Here is a 20,711-nt window from a genome sequence, read left to right as displayed (position 1 = left end):
AATGAATCTTTCAAGACAAGGCAGAAAGGGTGACATAAAAACATATGTTGAAAATTACAGAATTTGAGGTACAGGAAATTAACGACCCCTTTGGTATTGTGGAAGGGAAAAGATATGAGTTCCAAATCGTAATCGATCCAGAGGAAGATGATGAGTTGTACTCTGAGAATGGGATCTACATTCGCGTTATTTATAGAGCGGACGAGCCTAAAGATGGAATTATTAAGTACGATTTGTATGAAAAAGTAACAGAGAAATATCTTGATTTTGATCTTGAAGAAGACGAACTTATCGTGCTTGAAACATTCTGCAAAGAACACATCTAAATGTCGTTTAAGTAGCGACATGGATTAATAAAGCATATTCTGTTCAGCCGCATGGCTGTACAGGGTATGCTTTTTATTTTGTTCTCCTTTTACTAGATGGAATGGATATATATGTTATGATGAATGCTATTACATATTCAAGTTCAGGAGAGTAGAAATGAGTCCTAATCGAAAGATTCTTATTGTAGAAGACGACAAAGATATTGCTCGGGTAATAAAAGATTATCTTGTCCTTCATAGCTATGAAGTTCGTGTTGCACACAGCGGGATCGAAGCATTACAAGTAGTAGAAATAGAAAATCCGGAGTTTATTATTCTAGATATCATGCTGCCGGATATAGATGGAATCGAACTCTGCCGTCAAATCCGGGAAAATAACCCTGTGCCGATCCTCATATTAAGTGCGCGAGGCAGTGATACAGATAAAGTGCTTGGCCTTGGATTTGGTGCTGATGATTATATGACAAAACCATTCTCTTTACGGGAACTACTTGCGAGAATTGGATCGAACCTACGAAGAGTTGAAATGCTAGGCACACAGCAAATGCAGCAAAGTAATGATCAAATTTTACATATCGGAAAGATTCGGATTGATAAGAAGGCATACCAAGTAACAAAAGAGGGGACAGAAATCTCGCTCACCGCCAAAGAACTGGAGCTACTATTTTTTCTATCCCAGCATAAAAACCAAGTGTTCACAAAAAGTCAGCTGTTAGATGCCGTATGGGGATACGCTGCTTATGGTGATGAAAATACGATTACGGTGTACATCCGCAGATTGCGTGAAAAACTGGAAGCAAATCCTTCAAAACCTGAATATATTCGGACAGTGAGGGGTGTGGGCTACAAGTTTAGTACAAACGAATGACGAGTCAGGGTGGGAGAACATAATGTATTTGAAAGATTGGATGCGGAAATGGCTGATCGCCGGGATGACTTGTCTCATTCTACTATGGGGATGCGGTGCAGGTTTGCTCCTGACGCATGATAGTAGGCAAAATAATGATTCTCAATCTGTTATAAACCAGGTCCGGCTGCAAGTGAACGCCCTTAGGTTATACATAGCAGAGCATCATGAGCAGATTGCTTATGATCCTACGTTACAGCAGACCCTTGAGTCCATGGCTCAAGATCAGCAAGTGAGCTTACTTTATACAAATCTAGCGGGAAAGATCTTATTCGATACCTTAGAAGAAAATACACGTGAGAACATCGATGTAAGTACGGAACTTCATTACGATTTATATCATGCAAAAGAGAACCATGGCAATTATAGGATTGCTTTTCCCATCGTTGATGAAACAACGGATATTCAAGTGGGAAATGCAATTTTTACTATGCCTGAAAGCGAGATTTTCACACAACAACCCCATGCAGTTCCTGCTTCTTTATTCATTATGATGACGGTGCTGTTTCTTACTCTATGCTTCCTGTTATTTCTTCTAGCCAAGAAAATCAGAACCAATATGCTAGGACGGGTACATCAGTTAAAAGAGTATTCCGAAGCGATATTAAAAGGGAACTACGAAAATACAATGGAGTATACAACGATGGACGAGATGGGTGAGGTTTATGCGATGTTTGACCAAATGAGAATGGAAATTATGCATCATAGCCGCCGGAGAGATGAACAAGAGCAAGCACAGAAAGAATTGGTCTCTACGATCTCTCATGAACTGAAGACCCCTCTTACTACCCTTACCGCCTATATTGAGATGATAAGAGAGGGGGGATGCCGGGATATGCCCTCTGTGATGGAATATGTAGAAGTGATGCATAACAATGCGCTGAAAATGACGCAATTAACAGAAGATTTACTGCAGCACGCCTTACAGGAATTAGGACAAATCTCCGTCACGCTTACCGAACAATACAGTCAGGACGTTTTGACTAGAATCTTGCAGCCGGTCGGGCATTACGTTCGTTCTACTGGGGTGGTCTTTATGGAGCCCGAGCATATTCCAAATGTACTGATTCATGTCGATGCGAACCGGCTGGAGCAGGTGATAACAAACCTAATCTCTAATGCTCTAAAACATACATCTTCCGGAGATTCAATTCGTGTGGATACGGTGCTTGAACGTGGGCATTTAAAAATAACGATAGCAGACACGGGAAAAGGAATTCTTCCGCAGGATCTGCCTTTTGTTTTTGATCGATATTTTAAAGGGAAATCAAGAATGAAACCCGAGGCCGCTGGGACGGGGCTCGGTCTATCTATTTGTAAACATATTATAGAAGCACATCAGGGTTCGATTTCTTTTCAAAGTGTACCTGATCAAGGAACGGTATTTTATTGCTTCATCCCTGTAAGGTAACTCTTAACGGCTGTAATATTTCATTCATATTTAGATAAGGATTTATACATAAATACTCCCTACAATGAGATTATACGTTATCTTGAGGAGGCTTTTATTGTTGAAAAAGGCAGTGATTCAGGCAAAAAACCTGTGTAAAACATATATTACAGGTACGGAACAATTCCATGCGATTCGTAATTTAGATTTAGAAGTGTATGAAGGAGATTTCACGGTCATCATGGGGAACTCGGGATCAGGGAAATCCACACTGCTTTATCTGCTAAGTGGTTTGGATGCAGTAACGGTGGGGGATGTTTATTTTCGAGAAGAGCGAATAGACCGCTACACAGAGAAGCAATTAGCCGAGTTTAGAGCCCACCGGATCGGATATATTTATCAAAGCATAAATTTAGTTCCTGATCTTACGTTGTTCGAGAATATTGCTTTGCCTGGATATATTGCCGGGCAGTCTACTAAGAATGTGAAGGAATCGGTGCGTTCACTTCTAAAAGCGATGGGGATTGACGAGCAGCAGCATCGTTTGCCGTCTCAAACCTCAGGAGGACAGCAACAACGAGCAGCGATTGCTAGAGCATTGATAAACAATCCAGACGTCATTTTTGCAGATGAACCGACAGGAAGCTTGAACTACGATCAGGGGGTAGCCGTACTTGATATTCTAACGGAAATGAATCGAAGAGGACAATCGGTGGTCATGGTAACGCATGATATGAAAGCAGCGGCTAGGGCAGATCGACTGATTATGATTCAAGATGGAAAAGTAGCAGAAGTGCTCGAATTTGGCAAATTTGATTCTAGTGATCTGCTGGATCGGGAATCCATTATCTTTTCTTGCATCTCAGGGAAGGAGTAAGCCTTATGAATGCTGTATTCACTCTTTGTCTAGCAAACCTTAGAAAAAAGAAAATCCAGAATGGACTGATTGGGCTCTTAATTCTATTATCGACGTTACTTTTGACCACTTCTATTTATGTGATCTTCAGTACTACCAATTTATTTACAGAGATGCATACGAGAACACAAGGATCGCATGAGATGTTGCTTTTACGAGACGAACTGCACCATCCGGAGCAGATCGCTCAGTGGTGGGAAGAGCAGCAAGGGGTAGAAACCTCCTCTTTGATACCTTATCGGATGTTAGCTGGCATGTCGGTACAGGGGGAGGATCGGGCTGCTGAACTTTCCAATCTCACTCTCTATATGATGGATACGCCGAGCCGTCCGTATGCAGTAGATGAGTTATTATTTGCGCAAGGGAAGGAGCGTGTCACTCCAGAAAGAGGGGAGATCTGGATTCCTACTTCGATCGCTTATCTATATGAGATAACGGTCGGAGACAGGCTGGAGTTCACCGATGGAGAGCGTCCATTCACCTTGGAAGTATCTGCCCTTGTCATTGATATGCCATTTGGCGCACCCTTCGCTACAGAAGCACGAATATGGATGAATCATGAGGATTATATACAGCAGACTCAAGGTATGCAAGGTAAAGAACAGTATATGATTGGACTTCGATATGATGATTATGATCAGAGTCAGGGGCACTGGGAGCAATTTGAACAGGAGATGGGTACTCCTTATTTGGAGACCAAGATCAGTTATGAACAGATGTCTTCTTTTTATTTAATCATGAATAAAGCAATTGGATTTATTATGATTTTTCTAGGTGTTGTGATGACGCTGGTCGCCTTATTTACGATTGGTTACACCATTTCAGATGATGTGTTATCGAATTATAGAACGATTGGTGTGATGAAAGCATTAGGTTTATCTTCAGGTAAAATGGTAGGTATTTATCTAGTGCAATATGCTTTTATTTCGATAATTTCGATTATTCCAGGCTTATTAGTGAGCCAGTGGGTATCGAGGGTGATCATAGAAAGCTCATTATCATCGTTAAAACTAGTGGATTCACAAGAAAAGATCGGAGCCTATTTTATTCCTATCGCTTCGGGTTGCTTCGTATGTGTGTTAATCATGCTCTCCGTTTTTCTATATGCTAGTAAAGCACGCCATATTCAACCAATGCAGGCGATTCGGTACGGAATGTCAGAGATAGACTATAGCAAGAAAACGAAGCCATTTATGGGGAAAGAAAAAGAAACAGGATTCTTCTCATTTGGTAAGGCACCGCTTCTGGTTGTACTTGGATTAAAAAACATACGTAAAAACAAGAAAGCTTCTATGCTCATGACGCTTCTGGCTACGATTATGACGGCTGTCCTTGTTCTGGGATTTGTTCTTCTATACAGCATTAGTTACATTAAGCAGACATCGGCATCCTGGGGGTATGATTCCTCAGATATTTCCTTACGAGTTGTGAATTCTTCTACCTTCTCCCGTGAGTCATTTCATCAAACATGGTCTTCTGACCCCAGGATCAAAAATATAACATGGCAAGGGTACGTGAATGGTGTCGTGTCTTCTGAAGAGCACAGAGTCTCTCAAGACGAAGATCGAAAGTCTATGAATTTTAGTATTTCGGTACTTGATGGAAGTTATGATGAAGTAGGATATACCACGCTTAAAGGAAGAAATCCGCAAGTGAAGAATGAGATTGCTATCGGGATCCGCGTTGCAGAGGAGTTAGGCAAAGATGTAGGAGATGTCGCCCAGGTTTATATTGAAGGAAATAAACAATCCTTTCTCGTCAGCGGTATTTTTCAATCGATTGCAAACCAGTCTGTATCTGCAAGAATTATGTCAGACGCCCTGCACGATCAATTTGGCGAGTATATTGTTGGATTTGTGAATATCAATCAGGAAGAAGATGCGAATGAAATTGTAAGTGAAATAAATCGGAAGTATGAAAATGCATTGTTAGCGTCGACGATGCAGAGTTTATTAGATGCCACTTTTAAACAAGCGGTAGCCTCTTTGCTTCTCCCGATGAGCATGATGGGGTTGTTGTTCACTGGAGTAACGATTATCATCATATACAGTATCAGCCGAATGACTATTCGAAAAGAAAGTAAAACCTACGGCATTTATAAATCGATTGGATTATCTTCACATGATCTTCGATTATCGATTTCGATAGGGCAGATCGTTCTTTCTGCTGTGGGAGTCATCATCGGTATTCTACTAGGGGTTTATTTACTTCCAAGCTTGCTAGGAACGATTCTATCGGATTATGGGATTGCGGAGCTTCCTTTGATTTTGCACTGGGGAGGGATTCTTTCTTTTGCGGCTGTTACCTTCATTGCTGTAGGCATAGGTTCGTGGGCTTCCTCAAGAGTAATCGCTGCCACATCTCCACGAATTCTTGTGATTGATTAGTTCGGCGTTAATCGAGAACACATTTTAGGGTGGAAGAAAGGGAGATATGCACAGTGAATCATAAAAAATTGTTTAACGATGGCTGGGAGTTTTGTAAGAGTGATGTAGAAACAACGGCTACCACAGAACTTGATTTTGGGCCGGTAGATATCCCTCATGACTGGCTAATTTATAACACATTAGATTTATATGAAAATAGTATTGGCTGGTATCGTAAGCGCTTTACTATCTCGAAGAAAGAAACACACACGCTAATTTGCTTTGATGGTGTTTATATGGACTCTACCATTTATGTGAATGATACGTATGTTGGAGAATGGAAATATGGCTACTCCTCCTTTGAATATGAGATTACAGACGCGCTCATTGAAGGGGAGAATGAGATTCTCGTGAAAGTCGTGCATCAAAGTCCTAACAGCCGGTGGTATTCGGGAGCGGGTATTTATCGCAATGTATGGCTTAAGACAAGAGAAAGTAGTTATATCGAGACGGATGGAGTATATATCCACACGAACCAAGAAGGGCATAGATGGAGTGTTGAAATGGACACTGACGTACATAGCGCTGAGGATACTCAGCTATCGCATACTTTACTGTATAACGACCAAATGATTACGACTTGTGTAGAGACCATCCCTGGAGATGAGCAAGCGGGTTCGAAGGTAAGTCAGGTTCTATATACAGAGAATCCGCTGTTATGGAGTACAGATGAACCGCATTTGTATCAGCTTAAAACAGAGTTATTATGCCGCTTGTCAGATGATAAAGCGGAGAAGGAATGGAAGGTCGTTGAAAGCATCACTCAGAATATAGGCTTCCGAACGATCGTGATGGACCCGCAGCAGGGATTGATGCTAAATGGCAATAAGATAAAGCTAAATGGGGTATGCGAGCACCATGATTTGGGCTCGTTAGGGGCAGCTTTTAATGTAACGGCTCTACGAAGACGGTTTGAAATTCTGAAGGATATGGGCGTTAATACCATTCGGACAGCGCATAATATGCCCGCAGTAGAATTTATGGATTTAGCCGATGAGATGGGGATGCTGATTGTCTCGGAAGCTTTTGATATGTGGGAAAGACCGAAGACAAGCTATGATTATGCACGCTTTTTCAAGGAATGGGCCCCTATTGATGTGAAAAGCTGGGTAAGGCGGGACCGCAATCGTCCGAGTCTGCTCATGTGGAGTATCGGAAATGAAATTTATGATACGCATGCAGATGAGCGGGGACAAGAAATAACGAAGATGCTGATGGAAGAAGTACACCTGCATGATTACAAAGGAAATGCCAAAGTAACGATCGGCTCAAACTATATGCCATGGGAAAATGCTCAGAAATGCGCGGATATTGTGAAACTTGCTGGCTATAATTATGCGGAAAAATATTATCACAAGCATCACGAAGAGCATCCGGACTGGATCATTTACGGCAGTGAGACGGCATCGGTTGTTCAAAGTAGGGGGATTTATCACTTCCCATTCGAACAATCCATTCTTGATGATGATGATGAACAGTGCTCAGCACTCGGGAACAGCACGACGAGCTGGGGAGCAAAGTCAGCAGAAGCATGTATTATCGCAGAAAGAGACGCGCCGTTCTCGCTAGGACAATTCATCTGGACTGGTTTTGATTATATCGGTGAGCCGACACCGTATCATACGAAGAATTCGTATTTTGGACAGATCGATACCGCTAATTTTAAGAAAGACTCTTACTATATCTATCAAGCTGCATGGACGGATTATAAAAAGAAGCCTATGGTTCATATTTTCCCATACTGGGATTTTAACCCGGGTCAAATCATTGATGTTCGTGTCTGCTCGAATGCACCGAAGATTGAACTTCAGCTCAAGGGGGAAACAGTAGGAACTTATGAAATCGATCATGAGCACGGAGATCAGCTGGTAGGCTGGTGGAAAATTCCTTATGAAGCGGGAGAACTCAAAGCAATTGCCTATGATGAGTCAGATCAAGTGATTGCAGTCGATGTGAGAAAATCCTTTGGTAATGCAAGCAAAATCGGTTTGAATTCGGATCAGAATGAGGTTATAGCGAGTGGAACCGATGTCGTTTTTGTCGAGATTTCGATGAAAGATGAGCATGGTAATCCGGTAGAGAATGCGAGCAACCGCGTACAAGTACAGGTTACAGGAGCCGGACGTCTATTAGGCTTAGACAATGGTGACAGTACAGATTACGATCCATACAAAGGCACAAGCCGAAGATTATTCAGCGGCAAACTTATGGCGATCATTGGAACAACTTTAGAGCCAGATACGATCCAAGTTGAGGTTTCTTCGAAAGGGTTAGAAAGCCAAAAGCTTGAGATTACATCTCTGCCAGTAGATGAAAGCGTATTAGATGGAATTTCTGCAAGTGTGCAAAACAAACAGCTGCAGCCTAATCTAGGAAATGTGGATGAAATCCCTCTTCGCAAAATTGAACTGCTGAGTCCTTCCGGACAACAGTTTGATGAATCGACAAAAGAGATGACGGTAAAAGCTAATTTATTCCCTGCGGACACTTCGTACCGAGATGTGATATGGAGTGTGGTAAATGATTCAGGGATTGAGTCCAACCTAGCCCAAATTGAATCCTTTGGCCATGAAGCGAAGATTACGGCACTCGGGGATGGAAGCTTTCGAGTACGCTGTATGAGTAAGAATGGTTCAGACAAGACCAGAATGATATCCCAGTTGGAATTCACTGCAAAAGGTTTGGGTACGGCTTTTAAAGATCCATACAGCTTTGTCTTTGGAGGTCTATACGATGAAGTAAAAGGGGAAGTCGGCAATGGTAATGAACGAGGTGTAGCAACAAGCCGTGATGGGGAAACACACGTCTGCTATCGTAATATCGATTTCGGTGACTATGGATCGGATTCAATTACAATTCCTATCTTCGCTTTAGATGATGAGCCTTATGAACTGCAGATTTGGGAAGGTATGCCGGAGGAAGAAGGCAGTGAGCTGCTGGCCGATGTAGTGTATCAGAAAAAATCCCAGTGGAATGTCTATCAAGCGGAAACGTATCAAATATCCAAAAGACTCCGCGGGGTTACATCCCTTTGCTTCGTTTTGCAGAAGAAGGTGCATATCAAAGGCTTCTCGTTTGAGAAGAAGAATCGGGCCTTCGAGATGAATATGGCGAGAGATTGTGATCGGATCTATGGGGATACGTTTACCTTGTCTGAAAAGGCAGTGGAAGGAATCGGAAACAACGTGTCCCTTACGTTCGAACAGATGGATTTCGCAGCAGAAGGAGCTTCAAAGCTTGTCATTTATGGAAGATCGCAGCTAGATAAAAATACCATTCATGTTCGCTTTGAGAATAGTGAGGACTCAAACAATCAACTTATCGAATTCACCGAGTCCGAAGGATATGTGGAACGTGTATTTGAGTTGAATAGAGTTACTGGATTACAAAAAGTTACCTTTATTTTCCTGCCTGGAAGCCATTTTGATTTTGGCTGGTTCCGATTCGAACAATAAGGGTTACTGAAATGAAATGTAAGGATTTCGGTAGCTAGCTATTTCCACCGTACAGGCACGAATAGGTGTATGCCTACATACAATGATTAGACGACAAACCAAGAACTGTCCCGAAAATTGTAGGAGGTGTCACCCGTGCCTGGATTATTTACGGCGATTGCACTATTTATTAAAGAGCTTTCTTTACTGGTGTCTTATGTAAAAAATAATGCATTTCCTCAGCCTTTGTCTGAGAAAGACGAAGCAAAGCATTTAAAGCAAATGGCGGAAGGCGATGCCCGCTCACGAAATTTGCTTATTGAACATAATTTACGGCTCGTTGCTCATATTGTGAAGAAATTTGATAATACCGGTGAAGATCAAGAGGATCTGATCTCCATTGGAACGATCGGCCTGATCAAAGCAATTGAGAGTTTCCAGCAAGGAAAAGGGACGAAACTGGCGACATTTGCTGCACGTTGTATAGAGAATGAGATACTGATGCATCTCCGCTCCTTGAAGAAGACAAGAAAAGATGTCTCTCTCCATGATCCGATAGGAACTGATAAGGAAGGTAATGAAATTACCCTTATCGATATCCTGGGTACCGAAGCAGATGAGGTGATGGAAAAGGTTCAGCTGAAGATTGAGAAGAGTAAAATCTATCAGAACCTTGATATTCTCGATGATCGGGAGAAAGAAGTGGTAGTGGGCAGGTTTGGTCTTGTAACCGGCGGAGAAGAGCGGACACAACGAGAAATCGCAAAAGAGCTTGGTATTTCGCGTTCCTACGTTTCTCGTATCGAGAAAAGAGCACTAATGAAACTGTATCATGAGTTTTATAAGGCGAAGAATTAAATATAAGATGTTTTTAAAATATGATTCGTAAACGTTTAGAAAGCAACTTATCCTCGGATGGGTTGCTTTTTGTTTTAAATCAGTAGGAGAAGCAAAGAATATCCTAGTATAGAACCTCAGTCCGGTTATTTCTTGTCATAAAAATGGTTCTATGGATTGTGCTAAAATAATGAAATGACCATTCTTAAAATGATGAGGGATTTCATGTATAAAATAATGTTAATTGAGGACGATGAGAAAATTAGACGCATCGTCGCGGATACTCTGAAAAAGTGGAATTATGATGTGATGGAAGTAACCCAGTTCGATCAGGTTCTAACGGAATTCGAACAGATAGAACCACACCTTGTTCTATTAGATATCAATCTTCCGGTCTTTGATGGATATTACTGGTGCCAAAAGATTCGCTCGATTTCTAAGGTGCCGATTATTTTCCTTTCCTCTAGAAATCAGAATATGGATATTATTATGGCGATTAATATGGGTGGGGATGATTTTATCCAGAAGCCATTTGACCTTGATATCCTTGTGGCAAAAATCAGTGCACTTATTCGCAGGAAATATACCTATTCGGAGGAAGAGACCATGAGTTTCATTCATCGGGGTCTGAAATTGAATATAACCAATTCAACCTTTGAATATGGCGGGCAGAGTTCAGAGTTAACCCGGAACGAATTCATCCTTTTGCAATTGATGATGAGGAATATCGGCAAAATTGTTTCACGTGAGGACTTAATGCAAGCCTTGTGGAATGAAGATCAGTTCGTCGATGATAACACACTGACAGTGAACGTGAACCGAATGCGCAGGAAAATCGCTTTACTAGGACTGGATAATTTCATTGTTACCCGAAAAGGAATGGGGTATTTGATCGAATGACCTTCCTGCGTTTTCTAACTTATGAAAAGCCTTATATTTATCTCTATCTAACTAGTTTCCTGATCTCGGCAGCCATATATTTTACCGATAACAGTGGTGGCTGGGGATGGGGGTCCTTTTTATATGCCTTTGCCTTATCTTCCATTGTGTTACTCGGTTTTTTATTATATCGCTATCAGCAAAATATACGTTTGATTCGTCATATAAGTAATGAGGATGAGGAGAGTTTGTCGCTGGAAGGGGAATTCGCTAAAGCATACATCGATGATCTGAAAAAGCAACATATCCGCGAAATGAATCAGATTCAAGACAGGCAGAAGGAGCACTATGATTTTATCGTCTCCCGGTTCCATGAGATAAAAACACCGATTGCGGTTATTCGATTACTGCAGCAAACGGATATGGATGTGGATAGTTTAAGGGAAGAAATCACGAAGATTGAAAATTACGTTGATCAAGCTCTTTATCACGCCAAACTGGATAGTTTTAACCAAGATTACGATATTCAAAATTGTGACATAATCCAGATTACCAAAGAGATCGTCAAGACACATTCTCAAACCTTTTTCTCGAAAAAGATTCGCCTTAATCTACAGACGGATTCACTTCAAGTTCAAAGTGATCCGAAATGGCTAAGGTTTATCATCAATCAGTTAATCACGAACAGTTTGAAATATACAGGGCATGGCGGAAAGATTACCATATCAGCAGTAGAATCCTTACAAGAAAAACAGTTGCTGATTCGAGACAGTGGAATTGGCATTCGTCAAAAGGACCTCCCGCGGATTTTTAACCGCGGATTTACGGGAGAAACAGGTCGGATGTATACAAAGTCTACAGGTATGGGGTTGTATTTGGCACAGCAATTATCGAACAAGCTCGGTCATTATATTAGCTGTACATCCGAGGCCCATGTATATACCCAATTTACCATTCATTTTCCAAAGGGTGATGACCCCTATTTAATGTTAAAAAACACACGATGATTCACTCATCGTGTGTTTTTTTCGCTTGTAATCTTATAGTAAATAGACGTTGACGATACATAAAAGATAAAATACGTTACTACATATAATCCCATAACAGAGAAAATAATCGCAGTTAAGGTAGGTAAATCTTTTATAGATACAATGACGGAGTAATATAACAGATACCAACTGTGTACTAAACCAAGTAGAAGTGGTGGTAAAAATACGAATAACAATTGTTTTCGAATCATGTTTTTAATTTCTTTTTCACCAACACCGATCTTACGTAAAATCGCGTAATGTTCTCGCTCTTCTGTGGCTTCACGCAGCTGTTTAAAGTAAATGACACTTCCTAAAGCAAACAAAGCGATGACGGCAAAAAAGGCAACAGAGAACAGGATTAAAGACGATGACTCCGTATCAACAGAATACATATCTATATAGGCTGAATAATAGGCTCCTTCTGTTTTCATCACGATATCGTATATTTTTCTTGATAAGTCATTGGATGTTTTCGGATCTTCGATTTGATAGATTTCATACGAAGAAAGGGTTTGATTTTGTTTTAAATTCTCAAATGCTTCATTAGATATAACGAGCACAGAAGGTTGAGGCTTTGTATTTCCACCAGGACTCGTTGGAATACCTAACAGCGGAAAACTCATTTTTTCTACTACACGAAAGGTATGATGATCTAATACCGTGATTTCAGGTTGAGGATTTTCATATGTTGTTTGTCCATCGGTTCCTCTTGTTAAAACAAGGGCCTCTTCACCAGATAAGTCAACTTTTTCATCAGTTTCACGTAAATCAACAACATTATTAAATTGTGATTCAGGAAAAAGGTAAAACTCTTCAGTGTAATATTCCGGATAGCTAAAGAATGTTTCTCTATATGAATTTTTTTCGGTTTTAATTCCTGTAATGGTTTCATGACCTACAATAGGATGCGAGTCATTTATCAGTTGTTCAATATATGTTTGTGTCTCGTCATCTTGCGTCGAAAAGGCAATGTGGTTCGGAAACTCTTTTTTTACAACTTCTCCTTTTACGGCGTAATCTACAGCTATAAATCCAACAGAAAAGATAATCACAGCACTAAGCAGTGAATTGAATGTAAAGTTTAGTGTGTTTCCCCGAATAGAAAAACGAAGGGAGGAGATCCACAACATTTTGTTACCTTTTAAGTAATTTTTATTTTGACTCATTTTCTGCAATATCCAACCAGAGAACTGCCGGAAAAACAAATACGTTCCGACAATTAATGCTACGGCTGTAGCGATTAATGTTTCTTCAAAATGATCTTTCCATAGACCTGTACCTTCCGCCAGGGTAATCGTGTAATAAGATGCAATAATGAATAGGATGGACAATATAGCCAAAGGCATGGAAAACCTAAGCGGTTTGTCCATTTTTTCTTTTGCATGAAACAACTCAACTAACTGCACACGACGGACACTAAAATAACTTTGAATTGTAATAATGCAGGTTAATAAAGCAAATAACAGAATCGTTGTGGCAATAGCTTCGAGTGGAAAAGAAAACGAAATATCGTCCTTGTAGTGCATTAAGTTCATTAATACTCTGCCGAAGAATTTGGACAGTAACCCACCGATTAGTATCCCACTAGTTAGAGCAATAGCGCTTAGAAATAAGGTTTCAAAAAAGACCATTGCAGCAATTTGTGTTTCTTTCATTCCATAAAGTAAATACATGCCAAACTCTTTTTTTCGCTGCTTCATAAAAAATGAGTTCGCGTACAGAATAAAGAACATGATAAATAAAAAGACGATAATGGAGGCAATGAAAATACTCATTTTGTAGTTTTCTTTATTTTGTATGGCTGTAACTACGTCCTCGTTAAACATAAGACCCGAAAAGGTAAAGTAAATGACAACCCCAACAATCATAGAAATGAAATATATGGTATACAAACGGAAGTTCCGTTTCATATTCCTCCTTGATAAATCAAATACATTCATCAGCGGTTCACTCCTAATGCACTTTGTATCGTTAATATCTGGTCAAAGAATTCTTTTTCCGATTGTTCTCCTTTAAACATTTCATTAACAATTTTTCCGTCACGAAGAAAAATGACGCGCCGACTGTAACTCGCTGCATATGGATCGTGAGTAATCATCAGAACGGTTGTCTTAAATACGTTATTGAGCAATTGAATTTGTTCCAATAACTGAGTAGCGGACCGAGAATCAAGTGCACCTGTAGGCTCATCAGCAAACACAATCGCTGGGTTCGTAATAATCGCCCGCGCTGCAGCCGTGCGTTGTTTTTGGCCGCCAGAAATTTCAGACGGATACTGATGTAAGATGGATTCTATATTTAACGCTTCAATCAATTTCTCTAAACGCTGTTCCATCTCAGCAACGGGTGTATTTTGCAGTGCGAGTGGAAGCAAAATATTTTCTTTTACCGTTAAAGTATCCAGCAGATTATAGTCTTGAAATATAAATCCTATTCTTTTTTGACGGAATTCTCGTAAAGCTTTTCTTTTCATATCTAACAGGGATTTTCCCTCGATCCAAATATCTCCGCTGTTAAAAGAGTCAATCGCCCCGAGAGTGTTCATTAATGTTGTTTTACCCGAGCCGGAAGGCCCCATAATCGCAGTGAATTCCCCTTGTTCAATTGTCATATCAATATTATTTAAGACTTGTATTTTTCCGTAAGATTTTGACAGATTTTTTGTTTGTATAATTGTCGTCATAAGTTCGACCTCCTTCATCACCACACTATACCGACTATCTTTTCCGTAAACCATCGATATAACAACATCTAAAGTGACATTTTTGACACGTTAGATTGAAGATTGATTTTTAATAAATAACTTGGAATAAATAGAACAGAATAGATGATAAGAGGAATAAACCACATAAAGACCTTTATTAATATTGTACCGAGGTAGATGGGATGATCGATGGAGGAAGGACTTTTTTTATAATACATTGAGGTTAAATTTGGGTATACCTATACGAACGTACGTGCTATAATGGTCAAGATATTTCAGATGGAATGCAGCTTTCTAAGCGCCGGACACCTCAGAATTATACATATTACAGAAGGGAAGTATTATTACCATGATGGGTAGAACCCATATTATTGTTGGAACAGGGATATCTTTATCCCTTTTAGAGCTGAGTGGCATACCAATCACGGTTCCTGCAGTGGCTATTGCTCTCGTAAGCTCCATATTGCCGGATATCGATGAACCGAACTCACTACTTGTGACACGGGTAATTCCCAATTGGCTGCTTAGGATTGTGCAGATTGCGCTGATTATTCTGGCACTGGCTGTTGGTATATATGGGATGGCTCATTCACCGTGGAACTGGATTCTTGCTGCGCTCATTGCCACGGTTTCTTTTATGCCTTCAAGGTCGCTCAGGCAGTGGATTATGTTCTTTATTGGACTTGGTCTCATCGTGTATGGTCACTCATTCCATCCATGGAATCTGCTTGTTGGCAGTCTTTTGATCTTGGCTACCCTTGTTCCTCATAGGGGACTGACCCATACCTTGTATGCCATTGCCGTCTGGACGTTTCTACTATACGGGACAACCAAGTCATATGGAGATGCAGTATGGATTGCCGGAGGATTGTCGTATACTCTTCACCTCTTGGCTGACAGTTTAACAAGCCGGGGGATTCGCCCACTTCCGCCGTTCAAGTGGAAGATTAAATTTAAACTGATGAGTACGGGTTCAAAGCAAGGAGCCTGGGTAGAAATCTTCTTTATCGGAGTTACGTTTATTATTGCCTGGCTGTCCTTTTCACCCTTATTTCTATAAGTATCTTTCCTTGGGAAGGATTTTATCCAAAAAAAGGTGCCCTTTTTAAGCGTTGTGCTTAATAGGACACCTCTTTTTTTGTTTTACTTTATGCCTTTACAGACAGATTAGGAGTTCTCAATAATCGTATTCATTGTCGTACGATCCAGTCCACGAACGAGCTTGATGATCAGCTCTTTGGCTGCATCATAATCATCGGTGTGAATAATCGAAGAGGATGTATGAATATATCTTGCACAGATTCCAATCACCGTAGATGGAACACCGATACCGCTCAAATGAACTTGTCCTGCATCCGTACCGCCTGGAGAAATAAAATATTGGTATTTAATTTTATTCGTTTCGGCAGTATCCTGCACGTACTCAACCATACCGCGATGGGTAAGCATACCCGGATCGAGAATCCGTAGAAGCGCACCTTTGCCGATGTGACCAAATTGACTCTTATCTCCCGTCATATCGTTTGCTGCACTGCAATCGAGCGCAAAGAAGATATCCGGCTGAATTAGATTAGCTGCGGTACGTGCTCCGCGTAGCCCCAGTTCTTCCTGAACCGTTGCACCAGAATACAAAATATTCGGGAGCTTCTCTTTATGCAAGGCTTCCAGCAGTTCTATAGAGAGTCCGACTCCGTAACGATTATCCCACGCTTTTGCCATGATTTTTTTCTCGTTTTTAAGTGGCGTGAATTCACAGATCGGTACAATTTGCATACCCGGTTTAATCCCCCAGGATTCTGCTTCCGCGCGGTTATCTGCACCGATATCTAAATACATGGTACTCAGCTCAACAGGCTTGCTGCGCTGTGCTTCCGACAACAAATGAGTAGGGGTGGAACCGACAACGCCGGTAATCGGACCATTCGGTGTAATGATCTGCAGCCTTTGTGATAATACAGCTTGGCTCCACCATCCGCCGATTGGACGGAAAGTAACCATACCTGTCTCCGTAACACCCGAGGTCATAAATCCTACCTCATCAAAATGTCCAGCGACCATCACTTTTGGTCCTTCTTCATTGCCGCGTAATACACCAAATAAGCTGCCAAGACGGTCTTGAACGAACTCATTTGTATACTCAGACATCAAGCTTTTCGCATAGGCACGAAGTTCTCTTTCAAAACCAGGTGCTGAAGGGAACTCGGTTAGCGTTTTAAACAGTTCTTTTGTTTTCTGTTCCATCATCATCTCTCCTGTCATTTATTAATTATGTACCAATGTTCAATTCCTCTATTATGAACTGGGAAATCCTGATTGTCTATGTTGTCATCTTCCCCTGATTTAGGTCCTTAGGACGTTACTTCATAACTTAGATTCAGAGTTGCTCACAAGACAACTGCCTAGTGCATAGACTAATAATGAATGCAAAAGTTCCTCGAAAGACTGCCAAATTGATGAAGGGAGCGGACGAGATATGGATCCTCACGTAAGAAAAGGATTAATTATGCTCGGCGTTTTAATTATTTTAACTATTTTTGTTCTTTTTTATAAATGACACATAAATTCACGGGAGAGTGGCGATATAGCAATAGATGAATACCCCCTTTATTATCCATCCAAAAGGATGATTTACCAAACATAAGATTGGTGAGAGTAACCCATAATGAACATATCTCAGGCACGACGAACGTGTGAGAGAAATTACGAAGGGTTATGAGGGGGGTGTCAGCTATTTCGGATCAAAAGAAAACTCCGGAAACAAGCGCGAAATCTTCTTCGCTATCGATGGATACGAAGGAATACAAAAAGATTGCATCGAAGCATGAGCCTTCAAGGCCTGTTTTGAAAAACTGTATTCGCGCATTTCTTGTTGGAGGGACCATATGCCTGATTGGACAATGTATCCAGCAGGCTTTTATGACCGGATTTGATATGACGCAGAAGGATGCTGCTAGCCCTACGGTTGCAGTACTTATTTTGACATCTGTCATTCTGACTTGTTTTGGAGTGTACGATAAATTGGCGCAATTTGCGGGTGCAGGTTCTGCTGTGCCGGTTACCGGTTTTGCCAATTCCATGTGTTCAGCTGCACTCGAACATCGGTCCGAGGGACTTGTTTTAGGCGTGGGTGCGAACATGTTTAAGCTGGCCGGATCGGTTATCGTCTTCGGTGTGGTCGCTGCCTTTATTATTGGAGTTATTTACGCTTGTCTCGGATTTGGGGGTTACCATCTATGAAACGAGTTGGAAAGCAGAGCTGGGAATTTGAGAACAAACCAAAGATTATTGGAGCCTCTAGTGTGGTAGGACCTGAAGAAGGCGAAGGTCCTTTAAGGGACTACTTCGATTATGTTTACGATAATTTGGAACTTGGTGAAAAGACATGGGAGAAAGCCGAAAGAAGACTTTTTGAACAAGCAGCTCAAATGGCAATTGCGAATGCCGGCATCTCGAAAAATGATCTGCAGTTTTTTATTGGCGGCGACTTAATGAACCAGATCATAAGCAGCTCCTTCTCTGCAAGGCAGCTAGGAGTTCCATACTTAGGATTATTCGGGGCATGTTCCACATCGATGGAGAGCTTAGCTCTTGCCGCGCTTATTGTAGATTCTGGCGGGGGGGACAAGGTCCTTGCCGGTACATCCAGTCATAACTGCACAGTGGAAAAACAGTTTCGTTATCCTACAGAGTATGGTGCTCAAAAACCGCCAACAGCTCAAAATACGGTGACCGGCTCTGGGTGTGCTGTTGTCAGTAGTACAGGCAAAGGCCCGATTGTCGCGCGTGCGACAATCGGACGAGTTATGGATCTAGGAATAAAAGATCCTTTCAATATGGGAGCCGCAATGGCGCCAGCAGCTGCAGATACGATTATTGCTCATTTTCGCGACACAGGACTTGAACCAGGTTACTACGATCTTGTCGTTACAGGTGACCTCGCATCGGTGGGACTACCCATTGCTAAGGATTTGCTCAAAAAAGAAGGAATTCCAATGGAGCAAACGGTCTTTAATGATTGCGGGCTCATGATTTACGACCTCAAGAAACAAACGTATGTCTTTGCCGGCGGTAGTGGATGCGGGTGTTCAGCAACGGTAACTTATGGACATCTTCTAAAGAGAATGGAGCAAGGGGAGCTAAACAAAATATTGGTCGTAGCGACAGGTGCTTTATTGTCCCCTTTATCATTTCAACAAGGCGAGACGATACCATGTATTGCACATGCGGTTGCGATTGAGAAAGAGGGGGCTAACTAAAATGCAGTTTCTATGGGCTTTTCTAGTCGGCGGAGCAATTTGTGTGATAGGACAGTTGATGTTTGATGTACTTAAACTAACACCAGCACATACGATGAGTACACTCGTTGTTGCTGGCGCAATCGCTGATGCTTTTGGTATTTACGATCCGCTTGTGGAATTTGCGGGTGCAGGCGCATCCGTGCCGATCACAAGTTTTGGGAACTCCCTTGTTCATGGCGCGCTGATTGAGCTTGAAAAAGATGGCTGGTTAGGTGTAATTACAGGGATATTCAACGTCACAAGTGCCGGTATTTCGTCAGCGATTATCTTTTCTTTTCTCATGACTGTGTTTGTTAGACCGAAAGGGTAATTTGTATCCAATATTAATAATAAAGAAATCTTGTGAGAAAAATCATGAGGTTTTTTTTTTATGATTTTACAATGGGGAAGTTAACTCTATCTTTTCTTTCATTTAAAAGATTGCAGCTTGATTGCACTACCCGATGTAAGTTACACTATCCACACTTCCCTATTTTTGTATGAAATGAACAATAAGGATACATTCTTTCATTATATATCCTAGTTACAAATTGTACTTTCCGCACTTATTTCATGTACAATATAAGGAAAAACTACTGACTATTAGGAGGTAATACAATAAATGCCTGTGACTAAGGAATCAGTACATACTATATCCAGAGTCAAATCGAATCTCGAATCTACTATATTAGGCAAATCATTTGAAATTAAGTTGCTTCTGACGGCTTTGCTGGCCGGAGGGCATGTGCTTATAGAAGACGTTCCTGGAACGGGAAAAACACAAATGATTAAAGCACTCGCTCGTTCGATGAAGGGAGAGTATCGTCGAATTCAGTGTAATCCAGACATCTTGCCAAGTGACATTACAGGGGTCTCCGTATTTCATCCTCGAGATGAACGGTTCTATTTTAGACCTGGCCCTGTGATGACAAATATCCTGCTCGCCGATGAAATCAACCGGGCGACAACTAAATCTCAGTCCGCTTTGCTTGAAGTAATGGAAGAGCGCAGTGTAACCGTAGATGGAGATACGTATGATCTTCCTAAACCGTTTATGCTTTGTGCCACGCAGAACCCGATTGATTTTGAAGGTACATATACGCTTCCAGAAGCACAGCTGGATCGGTTTATGCTGAAGTTTAGTCTCGGTTACCCGGATGCAGAGACAGAGAAGTATCTATTAAAACAACATCAGCAGGGACAACCGGCAGACAAACTCACTCCGGTAACTACAATGGAAGAAATCGCATCCATTCAAGATGAAATTCGCAGTGTGTACATGGAAGAAGCGGTTACCGATTATTTACTTGGCATCGTCCGCAGTACAAGGGAACATCCGGCAGCACTGCTCGGTGCGAGTCCGCGTGCTGCGATCTCATTTATGAACGCAGTGAAAAGCTACGCCTTTTTGCATGAAAGAGATTACGTCATTCCTGATGATGTGAAGGTTCTAGCTCCTTATGTGATCTCGCACCGGATCGTACTGAAACCAGAAGCTAGGCTCGATAATGTCAGTCAGGAAACAGTTCTTGCACAGGTGCTTCGAAACGAAAAAGTTCCTGTCTCGATGGAGCGCTGATATTA

General features: G+C 41.3%; 17 protein-coding genes. 14 read left to right on the top strand and 3 right to left on the bottom strand.

Features of this window, described 5'->3' with window-relative positions; all coding sequences use genetic code 11:
- The first annotated feature begins 44 nt into the window (after positions 1-44).
- From ACWPWY_RS13755 to ACWPWY_RS13715, 9 genes are all read left to right on the top strand, one after another.
- Entirely contained in the window at positions 45-326 is a 282-nt protein-coding gene (locus tag ACWPWY_RS13755; RefSeq protein ID WP_454192195.1) for a DUF6509 family protein, read from the top strand.
- 157 nt (positions 327-483) lie between these two features.
- Positions 484-1,194 carry a winged helix-turn-helix domain-containing protein gene (locus ACWPWY_RS13750; RefSeq protein WP_454192194.1) on the top strand — a complete coding sequence of 237 codons (711 nt, stop codon included), beginning with the start codon at positions 484-486 and terminating at the stop codon, positions 1,192-1,194.
- A gap of 22 nt (positions 1,195-1,216) precedes the next feature.
- Positions 1,217-2,644 carry a HAMP domain-containing sensor histidine kinase gene (locus ACWPWY_RS13745; RefSeq protein ID WP_454192193.1) on the top strand — a complete coding sequence of 476 codons (1,428 nt, stop codon included), beginning with the start codon at positions 1,217-1,219 and terminating at the stop codon, positions 2,642-2,644.
- Between the two features lie 97 nt (positions 2,645-2,741).
- Entirely contained in the window at positions 2,742-3,500 is a 759-nt protein-coding gene (locus ACWPWY_RS13740) for an ABC transporter ATP-binding protein (protein WP_454192192.1), read from the top strand.
- Between the two features lie 5 nt (positions 3,501-3,505).
- Positions 3,506-5,926 (top strand): ABC transporter permease, encoded by a 2,421-nt coding sequence (locus tag ACWPWY_RS13735; RefSeq protein ID WP_454192191.1) that lies wholly within the window; start codon positions 3,506-3,508, stop codon positions 5,924-5,926.
- 53 nt (positions 5,927-5,979) lie between these two features.
- Positions 5,980-9,420, top strand: coding sequence for a glycoside hydrolase family 2 TIM barrel-domain containing protein (locus ACWPWY_RS13730; protein ID WP_454192190.1), 3,441 nt, complete (start codon positions 5,980-5,982; stop codon positions 9,418-9,420).
- 135 nt (positions 9,421-9,555) lie between these two features.
- Complete coding sequence (gene sigK, locus ACWPWY_RS13725; RefSeq protein ID WP_454192189.1) at positions 9,556-10,257, top strand: RNA polymerase sporulation sigma factor SigK; 702 nt, start codon at positions 9,556-9,558, stop codon at positions 10,255-10,257.
- A 204-nt stretch (positions 10,258-10,461) separates the two neighbouring features.
- Positions 10,462-11,136, top strand: coding sequence for a response regulator transcription factor (locus tag ACWPWY_RS13720; protein WP_454192188.1), 675 nt, complete (start codon positions 10,462-10,464; stop codon positions 11,134-11,136).
- The gene (locus ACWPWY_RS13715) at positions 11,133-12,122 is read left to right on the top strand and encodes a sensor histidine kinase (protein WP_454192187.1); all 990 of its coding nucleotides are present in this window, start codon (positions 11,133-11,135) and stop codon (positions 12,120-12,122) included. The genes ACWPWY_RS13720 and ACWPWY_RS13715 overlap by 4 nt, the downstream gene beginning before the upstream one ends.
- A 5-nt stretch (positions 12,123-12,127) precedes the next feature.
- Here the strand turns inward: ACWPWY_RS13715 and ACWPWY_RS13710 are convergent, their stop codons facing one another.
- Entirely contained in the window at positions 12,128-14,086 is a 1,959-nt protein-coding gene (locus ACWPWY_RS13710; RefSeq protein ID WP_454192186.1) for an ABC transporter permease, read from the bottom strand.
- On the bottom strand, positions 14,086-14,829 hold the full coding sequence (locus ACWPWY_RS13705) for an ABC transporter ATP-binding protein (protein ID WP_454192185.1): 744 nt from the start codon (positions 14,827-14,829) through the stop codon (positions 14,086-14,088). The genes ACWPWY_RS13710 and ACWPWY_RS13705 overlap by 1 nt, the downstream gene beginning before the upstream one ends.
- A gap of 370 nt (positions 14,830-15,199) precedes the next feature.
- Here ACWPWY_RS13705 and ACWPWY_RS13700 point away from each other — a divergent pair, with 370 nt between their 5' ends.
- On the top strand, positions 15,200-15,910 hold the full coding sequence (locus ACWPWY_RS13700) for a metal-dependent hydrolase (protein WP_454192184.1): 711 nt from the start codon (positions 15,200-15,202) through the stop codon (positions 15,908-15,910).
- Positions 15,911-16,017: 107 nt separating this feature from the next.
- Here the strand turns inward: ACWPWY_RS13700 and ACWPWY_RS13695 are convergent, their stop codons facing one another.
- The gene (locus ACWPWY_RS13695; protein ID WP_191798781.1) at positions 16,018-17,091 is read right to left on the bottom strand and encodes a M42 family metallopeptidase; all 1,074 of its coding nucleotides are present in this window, start codon (positions 17,089-17,091) and stop codon (positions 16,018-16,020) included.
- Positions 17,092-17,634: 543 nt separating this feature from the next.
- Between ACWPWY_RS13695 and spoVAC the strand changes: the two genes are divergently transcribed.
- The 4 genes from spoVAC to ACWPWY_RS13675 all read left to right on the top strand — a co-directional run bounded on the left by spoVAC (position 17,635) and on the right by ACWPWY_RS13675 (position 20,706).
- Positions 17,635-18,087, top strand: coding sequence for a stage V sporulation protein AC (spoVAC, locus tag ACWPWY_RS13690; RefSeq protein ID WP_454192887.1), 453 nt, complete (start codon positions 17,635-17,637; stop codon positions 18,085-18,087).
- On the top strand, positions 18,084-19,106 hold the full coding sequence (spoVAD, locus tag ACWPWY_RS13685) for a stage V sporulation protein AD (RefSeq protein ID WP_454192183.1): 1,023 nt from the start codon (positions 18,084-18,086) through the stop codon (positions 19,104-19,106). The genes spoVAC and spoVAD overlap by 4 nt, the downstream gene beginning before the upstream one ends.
- Before the next feature lies 1 nt (position 19,107).
- Positions 19,108-19,458, top strand: a complete 351-nt coding sequence (gene spoVAE, locus ACWPWY_RS13680) for a stage V sporulation protein AE (RefSeq protein WP_454192182.1) — start codon at positions 19,108-19,110, stop codon at positions 19,456-19,458.
- A gap of 291 nt (positions 19,459-19,749) precedes the next feature.
- The gene (locus ACWPWY_RS13675; RefSeq protein ID WP_454192181.1) at positions 19,750-20,706 is read left to right on the top strand and encodes an AAA family ATPase; all 957 of its coding nucleotides are present in this window, start codon (positions 19,750-19,752) and stop codon (positions 20,704-20,706) included.
- Positions 20,707-20,711 lie beyond the last annotated feature (5 nt).

This window comes from Paenibacillus sp. Marseille-Q7038 (assembly GCF_965111595.1).
The sequence above is the reverse complement of the archived record's forward strand: the minus strand, read 5'-3'. Positions and strand labels throughout refer to the sequence as shown.